Origin of the sequence: Pseudomonas sp. IAC-BECa141, from assembly GCF_020544405.1 — a bacterium.
Taxonomy (GTDB): domain Bacteria; phylum Pseudomonadota; class Gammaproteobacteria; order Pseudomonadales; family Pseudomonadaceae; genus Aquipseudomonas.
The window spans coordinates 3,191,836-3,209,794 of the sequence record NZ_CP065410.1; the positions used below are offsets into that span (position 1 = coordinate 3,191,836).

The 17,959-nt window shown below is 62.0% G+C and carries 15 protein-coding genes and 1 pseudogene; 11 read left to right on the forward strand and 5 right to left on the reverse strand.

Going from position 1 to position 17,959, the window contains the following annotated elements:
* The first annotated feature begins 28 nt into the window (after positions 1-28).
* Genes I5961_RS14500 through pncA form a run of 3 tightly spaced genes read left to right on the forward strand, consistent with a single transcriptional unit; the run spans position 29 to position 1,919 of the window.
* A complete protein-coding gene (locus I5961_RS14500; protein ID WP_264373533.1) occupies positions 29-487 on the forward strand; it encodes an RNA polymerase sigma factor in 459 nt (152 codons plus the stop codon).
* Positions 484-1,242: an anti-sigma factor family protein gene (locus tag I5961_RS14505; protein ID WP_227232640.1), complete on the forward strand. Its 759-nt coding sequence runs from the start codon at positions 484-486 to the stop codon at positions 1,240-1,242. The genes I5961_RS14500 and I5961_RS14505 overlap by 4 nt, the downstream gene beginning before the upstream one ends.
* 50 nt (positions 1,243-1,292) lie before the next feature.
* Entirely contained in the window at positions 1,293-1,919 is a 627-nt protein-coding gene (pncA, locus tag I5961_RS14510) for a bifunctional nicotinamidase/pyrazinamidase (RefSeq protein ID WP_227232641.1), read from the forward strand.
* 142 nt (positions 1,920-2,061) lie between these two features.
* Here the strand turns inward: pncA and I5961_RS14515 are convergent, their stop codons facing one another.
* Positions 2,062-3,363, reverse strand: a complete 1,302-nt coding sequence (locus I5961_RS14515) for an ATP-binding protein (RefSeq protein WP_227232642.1) — start codon at positions 3,361-3,363, stop codon at positions 2,062-2,064.
* 4 nt (positions 3,364-3,367) lie between these two features.
* Positions 3,368-4,069, reverse strand: coding sequence for a response regulator transcription factor (locus I5961_RS14520; RefSeq protein ID WP_007960391.1), 702 nt, complete (start codon positions 4,067-4,069; stop codon positions 3,368-3,370).
* Between the two features lie 273 nt (positions 4,070-4,342).
* On the opposite strand from I5961_RS14520, the gene I5961_RS14525 reads away from it, so the two are divergent.
* The 8 genes from I5961_RS14525 to I5961_RS14560 all read left to right on the forward strand — a co-directional run bounded on the left by I5961_RS14525 (position 4,343) and on the right by I5961_RS14560 (position 14,862).
* Positions 4,343-5,500 (forward strand): efflux RND transporter periplasmic adaptor subunit, encoded by a 1,158-nt coding sequence (locus tag I5961_RS14525; protein WP_085702012.1) that lies wholly within the window; start codon positions 4,343-4,345, stop codon positions 5,498-5,500.
* Positions 5,501-5,515: 15 nt separating this feature from the next.
* A complete protein-coding gene (locus I5961_RS14530) occupies positions 5,516-8,614 on the forward strand; it encodes an efflux RND transporter permease subunit (RefSeq protein WP_227232643.1) in 3,099 nt (1,032 codons plus the stop codon).
* A gap of 79 nt (positions 8,615-8,693) precedes the next feature.
* Positions 8,694-9,335 (forward strand): DUF1345 domain-containing protein, encoded by a 642-nt coding sequence (locus tag I5961_RS14535; protein ID WP_085696045.1) that lies wholly within the window; start codon positions 8,694-8,696, stop codon positions 9,333-9,335.
* Positions 9,336-9,493: 158 nt separating this feature from the next.
* Positions 9,494-10,522, forward strand: coding sequence for a LacI family DNA-binding transcriptional regulator (locus I5961_RS14540; RefSeq protein WP_319633867.1), 1,029 nt, complete (start codon positions 9,494-9,496; stop codon positions 10,520-10,522).
* A 188-nt stretch (positions 10,523-10,710) separates the two neighbouring features.
* Entirely contained in the window at positions 10,711-11,493 is a 783-nt protein-coding gene (locus tag I5961_RS14545) for a sugar phosphate isomerase/epimerase family protein (protein ID WP_227232644.1), read from the forward strand.
* Positions 11,486-12,451, forward strand: a complete 966-nt coding sequence (locus tag I5961_RS14550; RefSeq protein WP_227232645.1) for a sugar kinase — start codon at positions 11,486-11,488, stop codon at positions 12,449-12,451. Before I5961_RS14545 ends, I5961_RS14550 begins: the two co-directional genes overlap by 8 nt.
* A 122-nt stretch (positions 12,452-12,573) precedes the next feature.
* On the forward strand, positions 12,574-13,872 hold the full coding sequence (locus I5961_RS14555) for an MFS transporter (RefSeq protein WP_085696041.1): 1,299 nt from the start codon (positions 12,574-12,576) through the stop codon (positions 13,870-13,872).
* A gap of 21 nt (positions 13,873-13,893) precedes the next feature.
* Positions 13,894-14,862 (forward strand): 2-hydroxyacid dehydrogenase, encoded by a 969-nt coding sequence (locus I5961_RS14560; protein WP_227232646.1) that lies wholly within the window; start codon positions 13,894-13,896, stop codon positions 14,860-14,862.
* Between the two features lie 143 nt (positions 14,863-15,005).
* Here I5961_RS14560 and I5961_RS14565 read toward each other — a convergent pair whose 3' ends face one another.
* From I5961_RS14565 to I5961_RS28820, 3 genes and pseudogenes are all read right to left on the reverse strand, one after another.
* Positions 15,006-16,193 (reverse strand): pyridoxal phosphate-dependent aminotransferase, encoded by a 1,188-nt coding sequence (locus I5961_RS14565; protein WP_227232647.1) that lies wholly within the window; start codon positions 16,191-16,193, stop codon positions 15,006-15,008.
* 41 nt (positions 16,194-16,234) lie between these two features.
* Positions 16,235-17,098 carry a methyl-accepting chemotaxis protein gene (locus tag I5961_RS28815; protein WP_371917911.1) on the reverse strand — a complete coding sequence of 288 codons (864 nt, stop codon included), beginning with the start codon at positions 17,096-17,098 and terminating at the stop codon, positions 16,235-16,237.
* Positions 17,093-17,860 (reverse strand): annotated as a pseudogene (locus I5961_RS28820) (MCP four helix bundle domain-containing protein); the annotation flags it as partial. The pseudogene I5961_RS28820 and the gene I5961_RS28815, both read right to left, overlap by 6 nt.
* Positions 17,861-17,959: the final 99 nt, after the last annotated feature.

Here is a 17,959-nt window from a genome sequence, read left to right on the forward strand (position 1 = left end):
CTTGGCACGCCTGTGGCGTTACGGCTTGATGCTGTCGCGCAACCGGCACGTGGCCGAGGATCTGGTGCAAGCCACCTGCGTGCGGGCGCTCGAGCGTTCGGGCCAGTACGTGGCCGGCACGCGCATGGACCGCTGGCTGCTGAGCATTCTGCATTCGATCTGGCTTAACGAAGTGCGCGCCCGCCGGGTGCGCCAGGGTCAGGGCGTAGTGGACACCGACAGCCAACTGGCATTCGACGGCGAATACGCCGTGCAGACCCATGTCATGGCAGCGCAGATAATCCGCCGGGTCGATGCGCTGCCGGAAACCCAGCGCGAAACGGTATATCTGGCCTACGTTGAAGGCCTGTCCTACCGCGAAGTCGCCGAGATCCTGCAAGTGCCGATCGGCACGGTCATGAGTCGCCTGGCCACCGCGCGCCTGAAACTGGCCGAATACCCGCCGTTGCAAACGGTACCGAACAGCCCCGCAGGAGACCGGCAATGAATACGCCTTCCGACGAGCAACTGGTGGCGTATCTGGACGATGAACTGGACCGGGAACAGCGCAGCCACCTCGACAGCCTCATTGCCGACGATCCGTTGCTGAGTTTGCGGGTGCAATGGTTGAGCCGCAGCAGCCTGCCATTCAAGGCTGCCTACGACGAACTGGCGCAACAGGCGCCGCTTGATCGCCTGCAGGCCCGACTCGACGCCGCGCCGTCACCGCAAGAACCCGGTTTCAGCCGGCGCTGGTTCATCGGCGCCGCAGCAGCGGGCGTGGCGCTCGCAGGTGTCGCGGCGGACCGCTTGTTTCTGGCCTGGCAGACACAGCAATCGCACAACTGGCGCGAGCTGGTGGGTGATTACATGGCGCTGTATGTGCCGCAGACCCTCGAACATCTGCCCACTGATGAAGCCTCGCAACTGGCACAGTTGCGAACCGTCGATGCGCGGCTGGGCGTAAGCCTGTCGCCGGCGAAACTGAAACTGCCCGGCGCGCAGTTCAAACGCGCGCAGCTCCTTGAATACGACGGCGTGCCCATCGCCCAGATGACCTGGCTCGACGCCACCCACGGCCCGCTGGCGCTGTGCGTCACGCGCACCAACAGCGGCAGCCAGCCGCTGGCCCATGAACGTCGGCACGCAATGAACGTGGTGTACTGGACCGAACGCGAACACGCCTGGATGCTGATCGGCCATCACCCGGCTTCCGAACTGGAAGACATGGCGAAAATGTTTAAGACCCGGCTCAACGGTTAAAGAATTTTTTCACTATGCTGCCCGGGTGAGTTTCCAAGAAGGATGGATTTATGCCGATTTCGCCACGCACAGCCCTGCTGGTCATCGACGTGCAGAACGACTTCATTCCCGGTGGCCAGTTGGCCGTGCCCGAAGGTGATTTGATCGTGCCGCTGATCAACCGGCTGGCCGGGCAGTTCAAGCAAGTGGTCATTTCCCAGGACTGGCACCCGGCCGGACATGCTTCGTTTGCCTCCAGTCATCCCGGCCGCCAACCCTATGACCTGATTCAACTGCCGTATGGCGAGCAGACGCTGTGGCCGGATCACTGCATTCAGGGCTCACGCGGTGCCGAGTTTCATTCGGGACTCGACCTGCCCCACGCGCAGTTGATCATCCGCAAGGGTTGCAACCCGGACATCGACAGCTATTCGGCGTTTCTGGAAGCGGATCGCGTAACGACCACGGGTCTGGCCGGTTATCTGAAGGAGCGCGGCATCGACACGGTGTACATGGTCGGCCTGGCGCTGGATTTCTGCGTGATGTTCTCTGCGCTGGACGCACGGGCGGCGGGGTTTAACACCTTTGTAGTGCTGGATGCGTGCCGGGCCATTGATTTGAATGGCTCGCGGGCGACCGCGAACCAGCGGATGCAGGTAGCCGGGGTCGGATTGATCCAGTCGACTGAACTGCTTTGACCGACTTGCTGATCGTTCCCACGCTCCGCGTGGGAATGCATACGGTGACGCTCTGCGTCACAAAGGACGCGGAGCGTCCTAGGCGGCATTCCCACGCAGAGCGTGGGAACGATCAGCGCTCTGGGTGGGAACTCAGCGATCATCAGGTCGGGGTTGGCAGCCAGAGCCTGAACCGCGCCCCGCCCAACGGCGAGCCTTCCACCGTCAGCGTACCGCCCTGCGCCTCGAGCGCCCGACGGCTGATCGCCAGCCCCAGGCCAAAGCCGCCGGTCGCCCGATCGCGGCTGCGATCCAGGCGATAGAACGGCTCGAAAATCCGCTCCCGCTCGTCTTCCGGAATGCCGATCCCGTCGTCATCCACCCAGATCTCGCACCCCTTCGGGCACACTTGCACGCCAATCTGAATGCGTTTTTCGCAGTAGCGCATGGCGTTGCGCAGCAGGTTCTGAATCGCCCGGGCCGTCAGGCGCGGGTCGAGAGAGAAGCGTTCCAGCTGATTGTGCAGCAGCACATCAATGACGATTTCCGGGGATTCCAGTTCTTCGTCGACGCTGCCCAGAATGCTGTCAATGAATTCGTCCAGCGACACTTCGACCTGCTCCGGCAGCTTCGCCGGATTCTGCAGGCGGCTGTAGGACAGCAGCTCCAGCACCAATTCATCCAGTTCACGAATGTGCGCGACCAACCCTTGCAGGCGTTCGCGGCTGGCTTGCGGCAAGTCATCGGACAGCGCCAGCGCCAAGCCGAAGTCCAGGCGGGTCAGCGGCGTGCGCAGTTCGTGGGACACCGCGTTGAGCAGATCCCGCTGCTGGTTGAGCAGGTTTTCGATGTCGCCGGCCATGGTGTCGAACACGTGGGCCAGACTGCCGATGTTCGAATTCGGGCCAATCTGCGTACGTTCGCTCAAATGGCCCTTGCCGAAACGTTCGGCCGTGCCCTTGAGGCGTTCCAGATCGCGCCAGTGCGGGCGAAACCAGAGCAACAGGCACGCCAGCAGACTCGCGCCGATCAGTACGTTGATGCTCCAGTACAACAGGTTCACGTCCATCGGATCCGGCGGCACCACCATCTGCACCGCCATTTCGTCGTTCAGCGGCGTGACCGCCAGCGTCCGCCAGCCCCAGTCACCGATGCGCACCACGTTTTCCCCGCGACGCAGGCGCTCTTGTTCAATCGGGGTGAAGTCGGCGTTATCGATACGGGCGAGGACGATGTGCAGCGGCTGGAAATCCTTGTCCATCGACGCCGCAACCGCGGGCCACTGATCCTGCGGCGCAGCGTGAAACTGCTTGGTGATCAGCGACTGCAGGCCCCGGGAATAGTCGAGGTTGTAAGTCACGAAGCGGTCCCTGAACGCCATCACTACCAGATCCGGCACCAGATAGATCGCCGCGCTGTAGGAAACGATCGTTACCAGGTAGAGGCGAAACAGGATTCTGAACATCGAATCAGCATTCCCACTCGGAACGGCTGAACAGATAACCCTTGCCCCACACGGTCTTGATCTTGCGCGCCTCGCCGGCATGGTCGTCGAACTTGCGTCGCAGCTTGGAAATCGCCACGTCCACCGAACGATCGGTGCCGTTGAACTCGATGCCGCGCAGGCGTTGCAGGATCTGGTCACGACTCAGCACTTCGCCGGCATGACGGGCCAGCACCACCAGCAGGTTGTATTCGCCGCTGGACAGTTCGACCGGTTGCTCGCGCCAGGTCACGGTGCGCTCCGACAGGTCGATGCACAGATTGCCCATCAGAATCCGGTCGTTGGCGGTCATCGGTTCGCCGAGGCTGCTTCGACGCAACAAAGTACGGACCCGCGCCAGCAAGACGCGCGGCTCGCAGGGTTTGGTCACGTAATCGTCGGCGCCCATTTCCAGGCCCAGCACCTGATCGTGGCTGTCGTCACGAGCGGTGAGCATCAGGATCGGCAGCGTTGCCGAGTCGGCGCGCAACAAGCGACAGACCTGCAAGCCATCCAGGCCCGGCAGCATCAGGTCGAGGATCACCAGGTCCGGCGGATTGAGCCTTGCCCGTTCGCGCACATGGTCGCCCCGGCCGATCACGCTGACGGAATAGCCGTTGCGCTCGAGATAGCTGGAGATCAGTTCGGCGAGGGCGGTGTCGTCTTCGACCAGGAGGATGTTGGGCATTGATGATCCAGATATTGCAGTGGTGTTTGTCAGGACCTCTTCGCGAGCAAGCTCGCTCCCACATTGAATTTGTGTCGTTCACAAAACCTGTGGGAGCGAGCTTGCTCGCGAAAGCGGCTTAACAGTCACGAAATAATTCAAGGCGTAAAGGATATACGCCCTCACTCGTCCCTGAGCAAAACCCTTACACAATTTCACACAGCACCTACAAAGCTTCACCGCTACCCTCGGCGACTGTCCGTAGGATGCGCAGATCAATATTGGGGGTTGTACATGTCGAAGAATCTGCTGGCCGGGCTCGGCCTGATCGCATTGGCGCTGACGCTGAGTGCCTGTGATAAATCCTCGAACGCCGAGGAACAGGCACCGCCGGCCACCGTGCGGATCGAAACCCTTGAGGCGCGCCCCCTGTCGATCAGCAGCGAACTCAGCGGGCGGATTGCCGCACCACGCATCGCCGAAGTCCGTGCCCGGGTGGCTGGCGTCGTGCTGCAACGCACCTTCCGCGAAGGCAGCGACGTTAAAAAGGGTGACGTGTTGTTCCGCATTGATCCGGCACCGTTCAAGGCTGACCTCGATAGCGCCGAAGCGGCCCTGCGCAAGGCCGAGGCCAACGCGTTCCAGGCAAAACTGCAGGAACAGCGCTACGCCCGGTTGATCGACGACAAGGCCATCAGCGCTCAGGACTACGACAACGCCCGTGCCAATGCCCGGCAAACCGCTGCCGACGTTGCGGCCAACAAGGCGGCCGTCGAGCGCGCGAAGCTGAACCTGGGCTACGCCACCGTTACCGCGCCGATTTCCGGGCGCGTCGGTCGTGCCTTGGTGACCGAAGGCGCGCTGGTCGGCCAGAACGAAACCACGCCCATGGCGCTGATCCAGCAACTGAACCCGATCCACGCCGACCTCACCCAGTCGACCCGCGAACTGAATGAGCTGCGCCGGGCCTTCCGTTCCGGCCAGTTGCAGCAGGTCGGCCAGGATCAGGTCAAGGCCACGTTGATTCAGGACGATGGCAGCCTCTATCCGCTGCCGGGCAAGTTGCTGTTCAGCGACATCACCGTCGATCCGGGCACCGGGCAGATTATTCTGCGCAGCGAGTTTCCCAACCCCGACCTGGACCTGTTGCCCGGCAGCTATGTTCGCGTGCGTCTGGAACAAGGCGTGATTGAGCACGGATTGACCGTGCCGCAACGCGCGGTGCAGCGTGACAGCGCCGGTGTGGCGCAGGTACTGACCGTCGACGATCAGAAGCGCGTCGCCCTGCAACCGGTGCAACTGGGCGCCGTACAGAACGACCGCTGGATCGTCACCGGTGGCCTGAAGGCCGGCGACCGCATTGTCATCGAAGGCCTGCAACACGCCCGCCCGGGCGAAGTGGTGCAGATCGACGACACCCCTCTTCCACTTGCCCAGACCTCTGGTCAGTAAGCAGGACGCTCTTCTATGCCGCAGTTCTTTATCGACCGCCCGGTGTTCGCCTGGGTCGTCGCGTTGTTCATCCTGTTGGCCGGTGCGCTGGCCATCCCGCAATTGCCGGTGGCGCAATACCCCGACGTCGCGCCGCCGCAGATCGAAATCTATGCCGTGTACCCGGGCGCCTCGGCGCAGACCGTCGACGAAAGCGTGGTCAGCCTGATTGAGGAAGAGCTTAACGGCGCCGATCACCTGCTGTATTTCGAATCGCAGAGCAGTCTCGGCAGCGCCACCATCAAGGCCACGTTCCAGCCGGGCACCAACCCGGAACTGGCGCAGGTCGATGTGCAGAACCGCCTGAAAGTGGTCGAGTCGCGCCTGCCGCAAGCGGTCAATCAGCAAGGTTTGCAGGTGGAGAAAGTCTCCGCCGGCTTCCTGTTGCTGATCACCCTCACGTCCAGTGACGGCAAGCTCGACGACGTGGCGCTCAGCGATTATCTGGCGCGCAACGTGATGAACGAGATCAAGCGCATCGACGGCGTCGGCAAGGCCCAGCTGTATGGCGCCGAGCGGGCGATGCGGATCTGGGTCGATCCGCAGAAGCTAATCGGTTTCAACCTGACGCCGGCTGACGTCAACGCCGCCATCGTCGCGCAGAACGCCCAGGTCTCGGCGGGCAGCATCGGCGATCTGCCGAACCCGAGCACTCAGGAGATCACCGCGACGATTCTGGTCAAGGGCCAACTGTCGACGCCGGAAGAGTTCGCCGACATCGTGCTCAAGGCCAATCCGGATGGTTCCACCGTACGCATCAAGGATGTGGCGCGGGTCGAGATCGGCAGCCAGGAATACCAGTTCGGCACCCGCCTGAACGGCAAGCCGTCCACCGCCGTCGGCGTGCAACTGTCGCCGGGCGCCAACGCCCTCAGCACCGCCACTTTGATCCGGGCGAAGATGGATGAACTGTCGCGCTACTTCCCGACTGGCGTGGAATACAAGATCCCCTACGACACTTCGCCATTCGTGAAGGTCTCGATCACCAAAGTGGTTTACACCCTCGGCGAGGCGATGTTGCTGGTGTTTGCGGTGATGTTCCTGTTCCTGCAGAACATCCGCTACACCCTGATCCCGACGCTGGTGGTGCCGGTGGCGCTGATGGGCACCTTCGCGACCATGCTCGCGCTGGGCTTCTCGATCAACGTGCTGACCATGTTCGGCATGGTGCTGGCCATCGGCATTCTGGTGGACGACGCCATCGTCGTGGTGGAGAACGTCGAACGGATCATGGCCACCGAAGGCCTGTCGCCCAAAGAGGCGACGCGCAAGGCGATGCGGCAGATTACCGGCGCGATCATCGGTATCACGCTGGTGCTGGTGGCGGTGTTCATTCCGATGGCGTTCATGCAGGGTTCGGTGGGCGTGATTTACCGGCAGTTCTCGCTGTCGATGGCCACTTCGATTCTGTTCTCGGCGTTCCTTGCCCTGACCTTGACCCCGGCACTGTGCGCAACGCTGCTCAAGCCGATCGCCAAGGGTGAACATCACGAGAAGACCGGGTTCTTCGGCTGGTTCAATTGCCGCTTCGAGCAACTGACCGATCGCTATCAGGGCTGGGTCGGCTACGCGCTGAAACGCACCGGGCGTTACCTGCTGATTTACGTTGTGCTGCTGGTGGGGCTGGGCCTGTGCTTTGCGCGTCTGCCCTCCTCGTTCCTGCCAGTCGAGGATCAGGGTTACACCATCACCGACATTCAGCTGCCGCCGGGCGCGACCAAGAATCGTACCGTGCAGGTCGCCGAGCAGCTCGAAGCGCACAACAATGGCGAACCGGGCATCAGTGACAGCGTGGTGATCCTGGGTTTCAGCTTCTCCGGTAGCGGGCAGAACGCCGCACTGGCGTTCACCACGCTCAAGGACTGGTCACAGCGTGGCAGCGATGATTCGGCCAGTTCGATTGCCGACCGCGCCAACATCGCCCTGAGTCAGATCAAGGATGCGATGGCGTTTTCGGTGCTGCCGCCGCCGGTGGACGGCCTCGGCACTTCCAGCGGCTTCGAATTTCGCCTGCAGGATCGCGGCGGCCTCGGCCACGCAACCTTGATGGAGGCACGCACCCAACTGCTGGAAGCCGCAGAGAAAAGCCCGATCCTGATGAACGTGCGTGAAAGCGCCCTGGCCGAAGCGCCGCAAGTGCAACTGGAAGTGGACCGCAAACAGGCCAACGCGCTGGGCATTTCGTTCGCCGACGTCGGCAACGTGCTGTCCACTGCCATCGGTTCTTCGTACGTCAATGACTTCCCCAATCAGGGGCGGATGCAACGCGTTGTCGTACAGGCTGAAGGCGATCGCCGCAGTCAGGTCGATGATCTGCTGAAAATGCACGTGCGCAACGACGCCGGGAAAATGGTGCCGCTGTCGGCATTTGTCCGAGCCACATGGACTCAGGGCCCTGCGCAGCTGACCCGCTACAACGGCTACCCGGCAATCTCGATTTCCGGTGAGCCGAAACCCGGCCACAGTACCGGCGAGGCCATGGCGGAGATCGAACGACTGGTAGCGCAAGGGCCGAAAGGCATGGGTCAGGAATGGACCGGTCTGTCGCTGCAGGAGCGTTTGTCCGGCAGTCAGGCGCCGATCCTGCTCGGGTTGTCGTTGCTGATCGTGTTCCTGTGCCTGGCGGCGTTGTACGAGAGCTGGTCGATTCCGACTTCCGTGCTGCTGGTGGTGCCGCTCGGTGTGCTCGGCGCAGTGCTGGCGGTGACTTTGCGCGGGATGCCTAACGATGTGTTCTTCAAGGTCGGCCTGATCACCATCATCGGCCTGTCGGCGAAGAACGCGATCCTGATCATCGAGTTTGCCAAGAGTCTGTATGACGAAGGTCACGATCTGATTGACGCCACGCTGCAAGCGGCACGCCTGCGGCTGCGGCCGATTGTCATGACCTCGCTGGCGTTCATTCTGGGTGTGGTGCCGTTGGCGATTGCCACCGGCGCGAGTTCGGCGAGCCAGCAGGCGATTGGTACCGGGGTGATCGGCGGGATGATTACCGCGACGTTGGCGGTAATCTTTGTACCGGTGTTCTTCGTTGTCGTGATCAAGCTTGTGCGCCGGTTCACCAAGCCTGAGTAATCGAGCGCTCCCGGCGCGGTGGCCAGAGGTCGCCGCGCTGGGCTAAGGTGTCTGAACCACCCTGGCCCATCGAGTCCCCATGCGCTTCCTCGCCCGCACCCACCCTCGCCTCTCCGCTGCCGCCTTGCTCGGCCTTGCCGCAGGCCTGCTGGCCCCGGCCGACTCCGTTATCAGCAAAATCCTCATCGGCTGGAACGCCGGAGTCTGGACGTACCTGATCCTGATGCTTTGGCTGACCATCCGCGCCAAAGCGCCGGACGTCAGACGCATCGCCGAAGTCGAGGATGAAAATGCCGGGTTGGTGCTGTTCGTCGTCTGCATTGCCGCTTTGACCAGCCTGGCGGCCATTACCGTCGAGCTTGCTGGCAGCAAGGATCTGGAAACCACCCGCAAACTTCTGCATTACGGTTTTACCGCATTGACGGTCATCGGCTCATGGCTGCTGATCGGGGTGATTTTCTGCGTTCACTATGCCCGGCTGTTTTACACCTGGGACGGCAAGGAGCCGGCGCTGCGATTTGCCGAGGGCCTGACCACACCCAATTACTGGGACTTTTTGTACTTCTCGTTCACCATCGGCGTGGCGGTGCAGACGGCGGATGTCGGTGTGGCTACGCGGGAGATCCGCAAGATCGTGCTGGCGCAGTCATTGATCGGGTTTGTGTTCAATACGGCGATTCTGGGGTTCTCGATCAACATCGCCGCCGGCTTGTTTGGCTGACGTCAGCGGCTCCCTGCGAAACGCCATTTGTCGGCGACTTACGAATTTCTCCCGATCATTCACTTGACGATCGATTCTCTTCTGGTGTTTCCTGAAACCGGTTTCAGATCCAGATACAGTGATCCGACCTGACAAATCCAATAACAAGGTTACAAACCGTGAACGACTTCTCCGCCGCCCAGCGCAGCCGCGTGACCATGCTTGACGTCGCCGAACACGCTGGCGTGTCCAAGGCCAGCGTCTCGCGCTTCATCGGCGATGACCGCGCCCTGCTCTCCGATGCCATCGCCCAACGCATCGAGCAGGCGATTGCCGAACTCGGCTACCGTCCCAATCAAATGGCCCGTGGTTTGAAGCGCGGCCGCACCCGCCTGATCGGCATGCTGGTGGCCGATATCCGCAACCCTTATTCGATTGCCGTGATGCACGGGGTGGAAACTGCCTGCCGCCGACACGGTTACAGCCTGGTGGTGTGCAACACCGATCGCGATGACGAGCAGGAACGCCAGCACCTGGCGCTGCTGCGCTCGTACAACATCGAAGGGTTGATCGTGAACACCCTGGGCCATCACCGGGATGAACTGGATGAGCTGAAGCGGGAAATGCCTCTGGTGCTAGTGGATCGCAAGGTCGACGGGCTCGACAGCGACATGGTCGGGTTGAACAATCCGCAAGCCATCGAAATGGCGCTGGAACATCTTCAGCAGCGCGGCTACCGCGACGTGCTGCTGGTGACTGAGCCCTATGACGGCACCAGTTCACGGATCGAGCGGGTCAGCAGTTTTCAGCAGCAGATTGGCCAGCGCGAAGACATGCGTGGCGCGGTGGTGGAAACCGGCCCAAGCCTTGCGAGCGATCTTCAAACCTTTTTGAACACACCTGATTCGGGCCCGAAAGCCCTGTTCTGCGCCAATGGCGTGGCGGCGCTGGCGTGCACACTGGCCTTGCGCGGGGTTGGCTGCCGGTTGTTCGAGGATGTCGGGTTGATCGCGCTGGATGATCTGGATTGGTATCCGTTGGTGGGCAGCGGGATTACCGCACTCGCCCAGCCTACAGAGGACATTGGTGCGCGGGCGTTTGAGTGTTTGCTCAAGCGGTTGCGTGGGGATATCGAGGCGGCGCGGACACTGGATTTTGCGCCGGTGCTCATTGAGCGCGGTTCCACCCAATGGAAATCGGCTGACTGATCAGGCCCTGTCGCTGGCAAGCCAGCTCCCACAGGTGTTCGGGTGAACTTGAGAACTGTGAATGACGCGATATCTGTGGGAGCGGCGGTGCGACGACTCGACTTGCCCGCGAAGGGGCCCGAAAGAGCACTGCACAACTTGATGTTTTTTTTGAACAAAAATGAAACCGGTTTCAGAGGTAGATAACAATGAATAAACCTGCCGTTTCCATCAGTTTGTCCAGCTACGGCGCCGACCTTGTTCGCCAGCGTGGCCAGGCTTCATTCATCGAAGTGCTGGCCAGCGCCGGCGCCAATCGCATCGAATGGCGCGAAGAACTGCTGACCAATGAAGTCCCTGGACAACTCGCCGCCGCCACGCAAGCTCAAAGCCTGCAAAGCATCTATTCCTCGCCCACCGAACTGTGGCTCGCCGGTCAGTCGCGGCCCAATCCCGAACTCATCACCGCGTTGCACAATGCCGAAGCATTCGGTTCGAAGTGGCTGAAAGTTTCCCTTGGCTTTTTCACCGACAACAACGATCTGCAGACCCTCGCGCAAATCCTCTCGCAAAGCCCGGTGAAACTGCTGGTGGAGAACGATCAGACCCTGCACGGTGGTCGCATCGAGCCGTTCCAGCGTTTCTTCGCCGCCGTCGAACAACACAGCCTGCCCATCAAAATGACTTTCGATATCGGCAACTGGCAGTGGCAAGACCAGTCCGCCAACAGCGCTGCACGACTGCTGGGCCGCCACGTCGGTTATGTGCATTGCAAAGCCGTGGCCCGCCGTGCCGACGGCAAACTGGTTGCGGTTCCGCCGGCCGCCACCGACCTGCATCTGTGGGAACAACTGCTGCGGCACATGGCCCAAGGGGTCATGCGCGCCGCCGAATACCCGTTGCAGGGCGAGGACCTGGTGCAACTCACCACCGAACACGTCGCTGCCCTTGCCCGCCTCGGCCAATCCCGCCTGGAGCCTGCTCATGTCTGAGATCGATATTCTGTCGTTCGGTGAAACCATGGCCATGTTTGTCGCCGAACAGAGCGGTGATCTGGCATTCGTCGATCAGTTCCACAGGCGGATTGCCGGGGCCGACAGCAACGTGGCCATCGGGTTGTCCCGGCTGGGTTTCAACGTTGCCTGGCTGAGCCGGGTCGGTGCCGATTCGCTGGGACGATTTGTCGTCGAGACCCTGGTTCGCGAAGGACTGGATTGCAGCCATGTGGAAGTCGACAACGCGCACCCGACCGGTTTCCAGCTCAAGTCGCGCAACGATGACGGCAGCGATCCGACGGTCGAGTACTTCCGTCGGGGCTCGGCGGCCAGTCATCTGTCACCGCAGTCGATCACTCCGACGCTGCTCGGCGCCCGGCATCTGCACGCTACCGGCATTCCGCCGGCGCTTTCGGCATCGGCCCGGGAAATGTCCCGTGAATTGATGACCCGCATGCGCAACGCCGGGCGCAGTGTGTCGTTCGATCCGAACCTGCGCCCGAGCCTGTGGGCCAGCGAGCGGGAGATGATCACCGAGATCAACCGCCTCGCCGCCCTCGCCCACTGGGTGTTGCCGGGGTTGAGTGAAGGTCGCTTGCTGACCGGGTTTGAAGACCCGGCGGATATTGCTGCGTTTTACCTCGATCAGGGTGCCGAAGCCGTGGCCATCAAACTCGGGCCGCAGGGCGCCTACTACCGCACGCATCTGGATCAGGGGTTTGTCGCCGGGGTGCCGGTCGAGACTGTGGTCGATACGGTCGGCGCCGGCGATGGATTTGCGGTCGGAATGATCAGCGCCCTGCTGGAGCATCAGAGCTTTCCCGAAGCGGTCAGACGTGCCAACTGGATTGGCAGTCGCGCGGTGCAGAGCCGTGGCGACATGGAGGGTTTGCCGACCCGATCCGAACTCCCTGCTGATCGTTCCCACGCTCCTGCGTGGGAATGCAGCCCGTGACGCTCTGCGTCACATGGGACGCGGAGCGTCCCCGTAGGCATTCCCACGCGGAGCGTGGGAACGAGCATGCAATAAACCATTGAACCTGCTGCGACAAAAACAACAAGCTCAGGAGCAAGACCATGAAAACCGCAACCCTCGCCACCCGCCGCTGGTGGTACATCATGCCGATCGTGTTCATCACCTACAGCCTGGCGTACCTGGATCGGGCCAACTACGGTTTCGCCGCCGCCTCCGGAATGGCCGCAGACCTGATGATCACCCCGGGCCTGTCCTCGCTGCTCGGCGCGCTGTTCTTCCTCGGGTACTTTTTCTTCCAGGTGCCCGGCGCGATCTACGCGCAAAAGCACAGCGTGAAGAAGCTGATTTTCGTCAGCCTGATTCTCTGGGGCGGGCTCGCCACGCTGACCGGTGTGGTCTCCAACGCGTATTGGCTGATCGTCATCCGCTTCATGCTCGGCGTGGTCGAAGCGGCAGTGATGCCGGCGATGCTGGTCTATCTCTGCCACTGGTTCACCCGTGCCGAACGTTCGCGGGCCAACACCTTCCTGATCCTCGGCAACCCGGTGACGATGCTCTGGATGTCGGTGGTTTCGGGCTATCTGGTGCAGCACTTCAGCTGGCGCTGGATGTTCATCATCGAAGGCTTGCCGGCGGTGCTCTGGGCGTTCATCTGGTGGAAACTCGCCGACGATCGCCCGGCCCAGGCCAAGTGGCTCAACGACCAGGAAAAGCACGATCTGGAAAGCGCTCTCGCCGCCGAACAAGTCGGAATCAAAGCGGTGAAGAACTACGCCGAAGCCTTCCGCTCGCCGAAGGTGATCATTCTGGCGCTGCAGTTTTTCTGCTGGAGCATCGGCGTCTACGGCTTCGTGCTGTGGCTGCCATCGATCCTCAAGGCCGGCGCGCAGATGGACATGATCGAGGCCGGCTGGCTGTCGGCGTTGCCTTATCTGGCGGCAGTGATCGGCATGCTGCTGGTGTCGTGGGGCTCGGACAAACTTCAAAAGCGTAAACGCTTCGTCTGGCCGCCATTGCTGATTGCCTCGGTGGCGTTCTACGGCTCCTACGCTTTGGGCGCCGAGCATTTCTGGTGGTCGTACACGCTGCTGGTGATTGCCGGCGCCTGCATGTACGCGCCTTACGGGCCGTTCTTCGCCATCGTCCCGGAGATCCTTCCGGCCAACGTGGCCGGTGGCGCCATGGCGCTGATCAACAGCATGGGCGCCCTCGGTTCGTTCGGCGGCTCGTATCTGGTCGGTTACCTGAACAGCTCCACCGGTTCGCCCGGCGCTTCGTATCTGCTGATGAGCGGCGCGCTGATGCTCTCGGTAGTGCTGACGATTTTTCTCAAGCCCGGCGCCAGCGACCGGGTGACGGCCAAGCGCGGCGCACCGCGTCCGCTGCCGGCCCATTCCTGAATTGATAGAGAGATGACTGCGATGAAAAAGCAGGTTGTGTTGTACAAGAAACTGTCGCCGGCGCTGATGGCGCATCTGCAGGAGCAGGTTGATGTAACGCTGATTGACAGCCTCGACGCCACTGGCCTGATGAAACTGCGCGACGCCCTGCCGGGCGCCCACGGCTTGCTCGGCGCCAGCCTGAAACTGGACGCGGCGCTGCTCGATCTGGCGCCGAAGCTCGAAGCGATTTCCAGCGTGTCGGTGGGCGTCGACAACTACGACATCGACTACCTGACCCGGCGCAAAATCCTGCTGACCAACACCCCGGACGTGCTCACCGAAACCACCGCCGACACCGGATTCGCCCTGATATTGGCCACGGCCCGGCGCGTGGTTGAACTGGCGAACATGGTGCGCGGCGGGCACTGGCATCGCAGCATCGGCCCGGCGCATTTCGGCACCGACGTGCATGGCAAGACGTTGGGCATTATCGGCATGGGGCGGATCGGCGAAGCGCTGGCGCAGCGTGGGCATTTCGGGTTCGGGATGCCGGTGATCTATCACAGTCAGTCGCGCAAACCGGCGGTCGAAGAACGTTTCGATGCGCAGTACCGCAGTCTGGAGGAGTTGCTGCGACAAGCGGATTTCATTTGTCTGACGTTGCCGTTGACCGCGCAGACTGAAGGTTTGATCGGCGCCGAACAGTTTGCGCTGATGCGCCCCGAAAGCATCTTCATCAACATCTCGCGGGGCAAGGTGGTGGACGAAGGCGCGATGATCGACACCTTGCGACATAACCGGATTCGCGCGGCGGGGCTCGATGTGTTCGAACGCGAGCCGTTGAATCATGACTCGCCGTTGTTGCAGTTGAACAACGTGGTAGCGACGCCGCACATGGGCTCGGCAACCCATGAGACGCGCGAGGCAATGGCGCGGTGTGCGGTGGAGAACCTGTTGGCGGCGTTGGCGGGTGACAGGCCCGCCAACCTGGTCAATCCCCCACGTTGATCGTTCCCACGCTCTGCGTGGGAATGCAGCCCGGGACGCTCCGCGTCCCTTCCAGAGCTGGAACGCGGAGCGTCCCTTGAGGCATTCCCACGCGGAGCATGGGAACGATCGGTGTAGTTGCTTGCGCGTGGGAACGATCGAGGTCAGGCACTTCGCAGTTGCAAAAGCTGCGCAGCGCACAAGGCGATCCGCGAACACGCATCCGCCAGCTTCACCCGATCCACCACCAACCCGATGCGAATATGCCCCGCCGCACTCGGCCCGAACGCCTCCCCCGCCAGCACCGAAACGCCATACCCTTCCAGCAGCCGCTCGGCAAAACCCTGCGCACCGAGCCCGGTCTGGCGCACGTCGACCATCACGAACATCCCGCCATCCGGTTTGATCGGGTACAACCCCGGACAGTCGTGCAAGCGTTCGCACACCAGATCCCGGCGCAACCGGTATTCCTCGCGCATCTGCGTCACTTCCGGCAGATCCTTCTCCAGCGCGATCTGCGCTGCTTTCTGCACAAAATCCGGCAGACCGAACAGCATGCTCAACGACAGGTTCACCAGATGCTCGGCCAACGGCTTTGGCCCGATCATCCAGCCGATCCGCCAACCGGTCATGGCATGGGATTTCGACAGGCTGTTTATGGTGGCGGTGCGCTCGGCCATGCCCGGCAGGCTCGCCGGGCTGACGTGCTGGCCTTCGTATAACAATTCGCTGTAGACCTCATCGCTGATCAGCCACAGGTCATGACGGATGCACAGCGCTGCCAGCTCCTGCCAGATCAGCAACGACAGACTGGCGCCGGAAGGATTGTTGGGGCTGTTGAGCAACATGGCCCGAGTCTTCGGGGTGATCCGCGCTGCGACATCTGCCGGGTCGACACGAAAACCGTTTTCCGGACGAACCGGCACCGGCACCACGATTGCGCCGCAAGCACCGAACACGCCTTCATAAGTCACGTACATCGGCTCGGCGACGATGACTTCATCGCCCGGATCCAGCAGACATTGCGCCACCGAATACACGGCGCATTGCGCGCCGGGCAGCACAATCACATGATCAGCGTCCACATCCTGGCCACTTTTTCGCCGATGGCGTTCGGCAATCCGTTTGCGCAGCGCCAGCCGGCCGCGCACTTCGGAATAATGGGTATCGCCCGCCAGCAGGCTGTCGATGGCGCCGTGGATGATCGGCAAGGGTGTATCGAAATCCGGATCACCCACCGACAGCAGCAACACATCGACCCCTTCGGCGCGCAGCTCCAGCGCTCGGTCGTGAATCCGCCAGGCCGCTGCTCCCTCCCCGGCGATTCGTTGGGTCAAGGCTGAATAGCGCATGTACGTCTCCTGATTGCGCGGTCTCCAGCCTACACCCTAGGTCAAATCACAAACCGCGCCACCATCGCATTCAAATCCACCGCCAGACGTGACAGTTCGTGGGTCGCGGCGCTGGTCTGGTTGGCGCCGGCGGCTGATTGCGTAGCCAGATCGCGGATATTCACCAGGTTGCGGTCAACCTCGCGGGACACCTGTGCCTGCTCTTCCGAAGCGCTGGCGATCACCAGATTGCGCTCGTTGATCTGGTGAATCGATTGCGTGATCTGTTCCAGCGCAACGCCGGCGGCACGGGCCATTTCCAGCGTCGTCTGGGTGCGCTGGTTGCTTTGCTGCATCGACTCGACCGCTTCGCCCGTGCCGTTCTGGATGCCGGCGACCATTTTTTCGATTTCCTGAGTCGATTGCGCGGTGCGATGAGCCAGGGCACGAACCTCGTCCGCGACCACGGCGAAACCGCGCCCGGCTTCACCGGCACGGGCCGCTTCAATGGCGGCGTTGAGTGCCAGCAGGTTGGTCTGTTCAGCGATAGCGCGGATCACGTCCAGCACCTTGCCGATGTCGCGGCCCTGAGCCGCCAGGCCTTCGATCATCTGTGCGGTGTTCTGCACGTCGTGGGTCATGGTCTGGATCGCGTCGACGGTCTTCACCACCTGATCACGACCTTCGCGGGCGGCGTGAGTCGACTGGTTCGACGCTTCGGAGGTCGACACCGCGTTGCGCGCCACCTCTTCCACCGCAGCGGTCATTTCGTTGACGGCAGTGGCAGCCTGTTCGATTTCGTCGTTCTGCTGTTGCAGGCCACGGGACGCTTCTTCGGTCACGGCGCTGAGCTCTTCGGCAGCGGCGCCGAGTTGCGTGGCGGAGCCGGCAATCTGTTCGATGGTCTTGCGCAAGTTGGTCTGCATCGCGGCCAGGGCTTCAAGCAGGCGCGCCGGCTCGTCCTTGCCGTCGACTTCGATGGGTTTGGTCAGGTTGCCGTCGGCGATGGTTTGGGCGGCAGCGACGGCGCGGTTCAGCGGGGTGACGATGCTGCGGGTCAGCAGCCAGGCCAGCACTACGGTCAGCAACGCGGCAATCACGGCCACCACAATGATCCCGGTGATCGCGCCGCTGTACTGGTCACCGGCCTGGGACGACGCGGTTTTCGCGTCGGCCGAGTTGATTGCAATCAGTTGGTTGAGCTGTTCGCCCATTTTGTCGGTGCCGTCCTTGATCTTCGTGTTGATCAGGGTACGCATCTCATCGACCTTGTCCTGGCGCGACAAGTCGATCATCTGGTTTTGGGCTTGCAGGTAATTGTCGAGGGTCGTCGCGAATGTCTGATACAGCGCGCGTTCTTCCGAACCGGCCGGCAGTGCCGCGTAACTCGCCTGGGCGGTACGTACCTTGTCCACCAGCACGCCGATGCGGGTCTGGGCTTCCTGCAAGCCGGCAGGGTCTCGGTTGACCAGAATGCGGAACGAGAGAATGCGCAGTCGCAGGACGTTTTCCGTCACTACGGCGAGTTGAGTGACGCTGGGCAACTGTGTCGACTCCATCTCCAGGGACGCCTGACGGATGATCGACATGCGATTGACGGCGAACACGCCGAGCACGATCACAAGCAGAGCAATAAAGGCAAAACCGAGGAAAGCACGGGGCGCGATATTCAGATTACGCAAGGACATAGGAGGACTCTCGGATGATTGAAACTACGAGCGTCCATGCCGTGATCACTGGCCCATGGGGGCGGGCTTCAGTCCGGCGTCACTGTTTTTGGAAGTGTT

Excerpts from the sequence above, each read along its gene's own strand:
- I5961_RS14505 (WP_227232640.1), top strand. The coding sequence starts at position 484 with ATGAATACGCCTTCCGACGAGCAACTGGTGGCGTATCTGGACGATGAA.
- I5961_RS14565 (WP_227232647.1), bottom strand. The coding sequence starts at position 16,193 with ATGCGCTATTCAGCCTTGACCCAACGAATCGCCGGGGAGGGAGCAGCG.
- I5961_RS14500 (WP_264373533.1), top strand. The coding sequence starts at position 29 with ATGCTGTCGCGCAACCGGCACGTGGCCGAGGATCTGGTGCAAGCCACC.
- I5961_RS14545 (WP_227232644.1), top strand. The coding sequence starts at position 10,711 with ATGAATAAACCTGCCGTTTCCATCAGTTTGTCCAGCTACGGCGCCGAC.
- I5961_RS14525 (WP_085702012.1), top strand. The coding sequence starts at position 4,343 with ATGTCGAAGAATCTGCTGGCCGGGCTCGGCCTGATCGCATTGGCGCTG.
- I5961_RS14560 (WP_227232646.1), top strand. The coding sequence starts at position 13,894 with ATGAAAAAGCAGGTTGTGTTGTACAAGAAACTGTCGCCGGCGCTGATG.
- I5961_RS14535 (WP_085696045.1), top strand. The coding sequence starts at position 8,694 with ATGCGCTTCCTCGCCCGCACCCACCCTCGCCTCTCCGCTGCCGCCTTG.
- I5961_RS14555 (WP_085696041.1), top strand. The coding sequence starts at position 12,574 with ATGAAAACCGCAACCCTCGCCACCCGCCGCTGGTGGTACATCATGCCG.
- I5961_RS14550 (WP_227232645.1), top strand. The coding sequence starts at position 11,486 with ATGTCTGAGATCGATATTCTGTCGTTCGGTGAAACCATGGCCATGTTT.
- I5961_RS28815 (WP_371917911.1), bottom strand. The coding sequence starts at position 17,098 with ATGCAGACCAACTTGCGCAAGACCATCGAACAGATTGCCGGCTCCGCC.
- I5961_RS14530 (WP_227232643.1), top strand. The coding sequence starts at position 5,516 with ATGCCGCAGTTCTTTATCGACCGCCCGGTGTTCGCCTGGGTCGTCGCG.
- I5961_RS14520 (WP_007960391.1), bottom strand. The coding sequence starts at position 4,069 with ATGCCCAACATCCTCCTGGTCGAAGACGACACCGCCCTCGCCGAACTG.
- pncA (WP_227232641.1), top strand. The coding sequence starts at position 1,293 with ATGCCGATTTCGCCACGCACAGCCCTGCTGGTCATCGACGTGCAGAAC.
- I5961_RS14515 (WP_227232642.1), bottom strand. The coding sequence starts at position 3,363 with ATGTTCAGAATCCTGTTTCGCCTCTACCTGGTAACGATCGTTTCCTAC.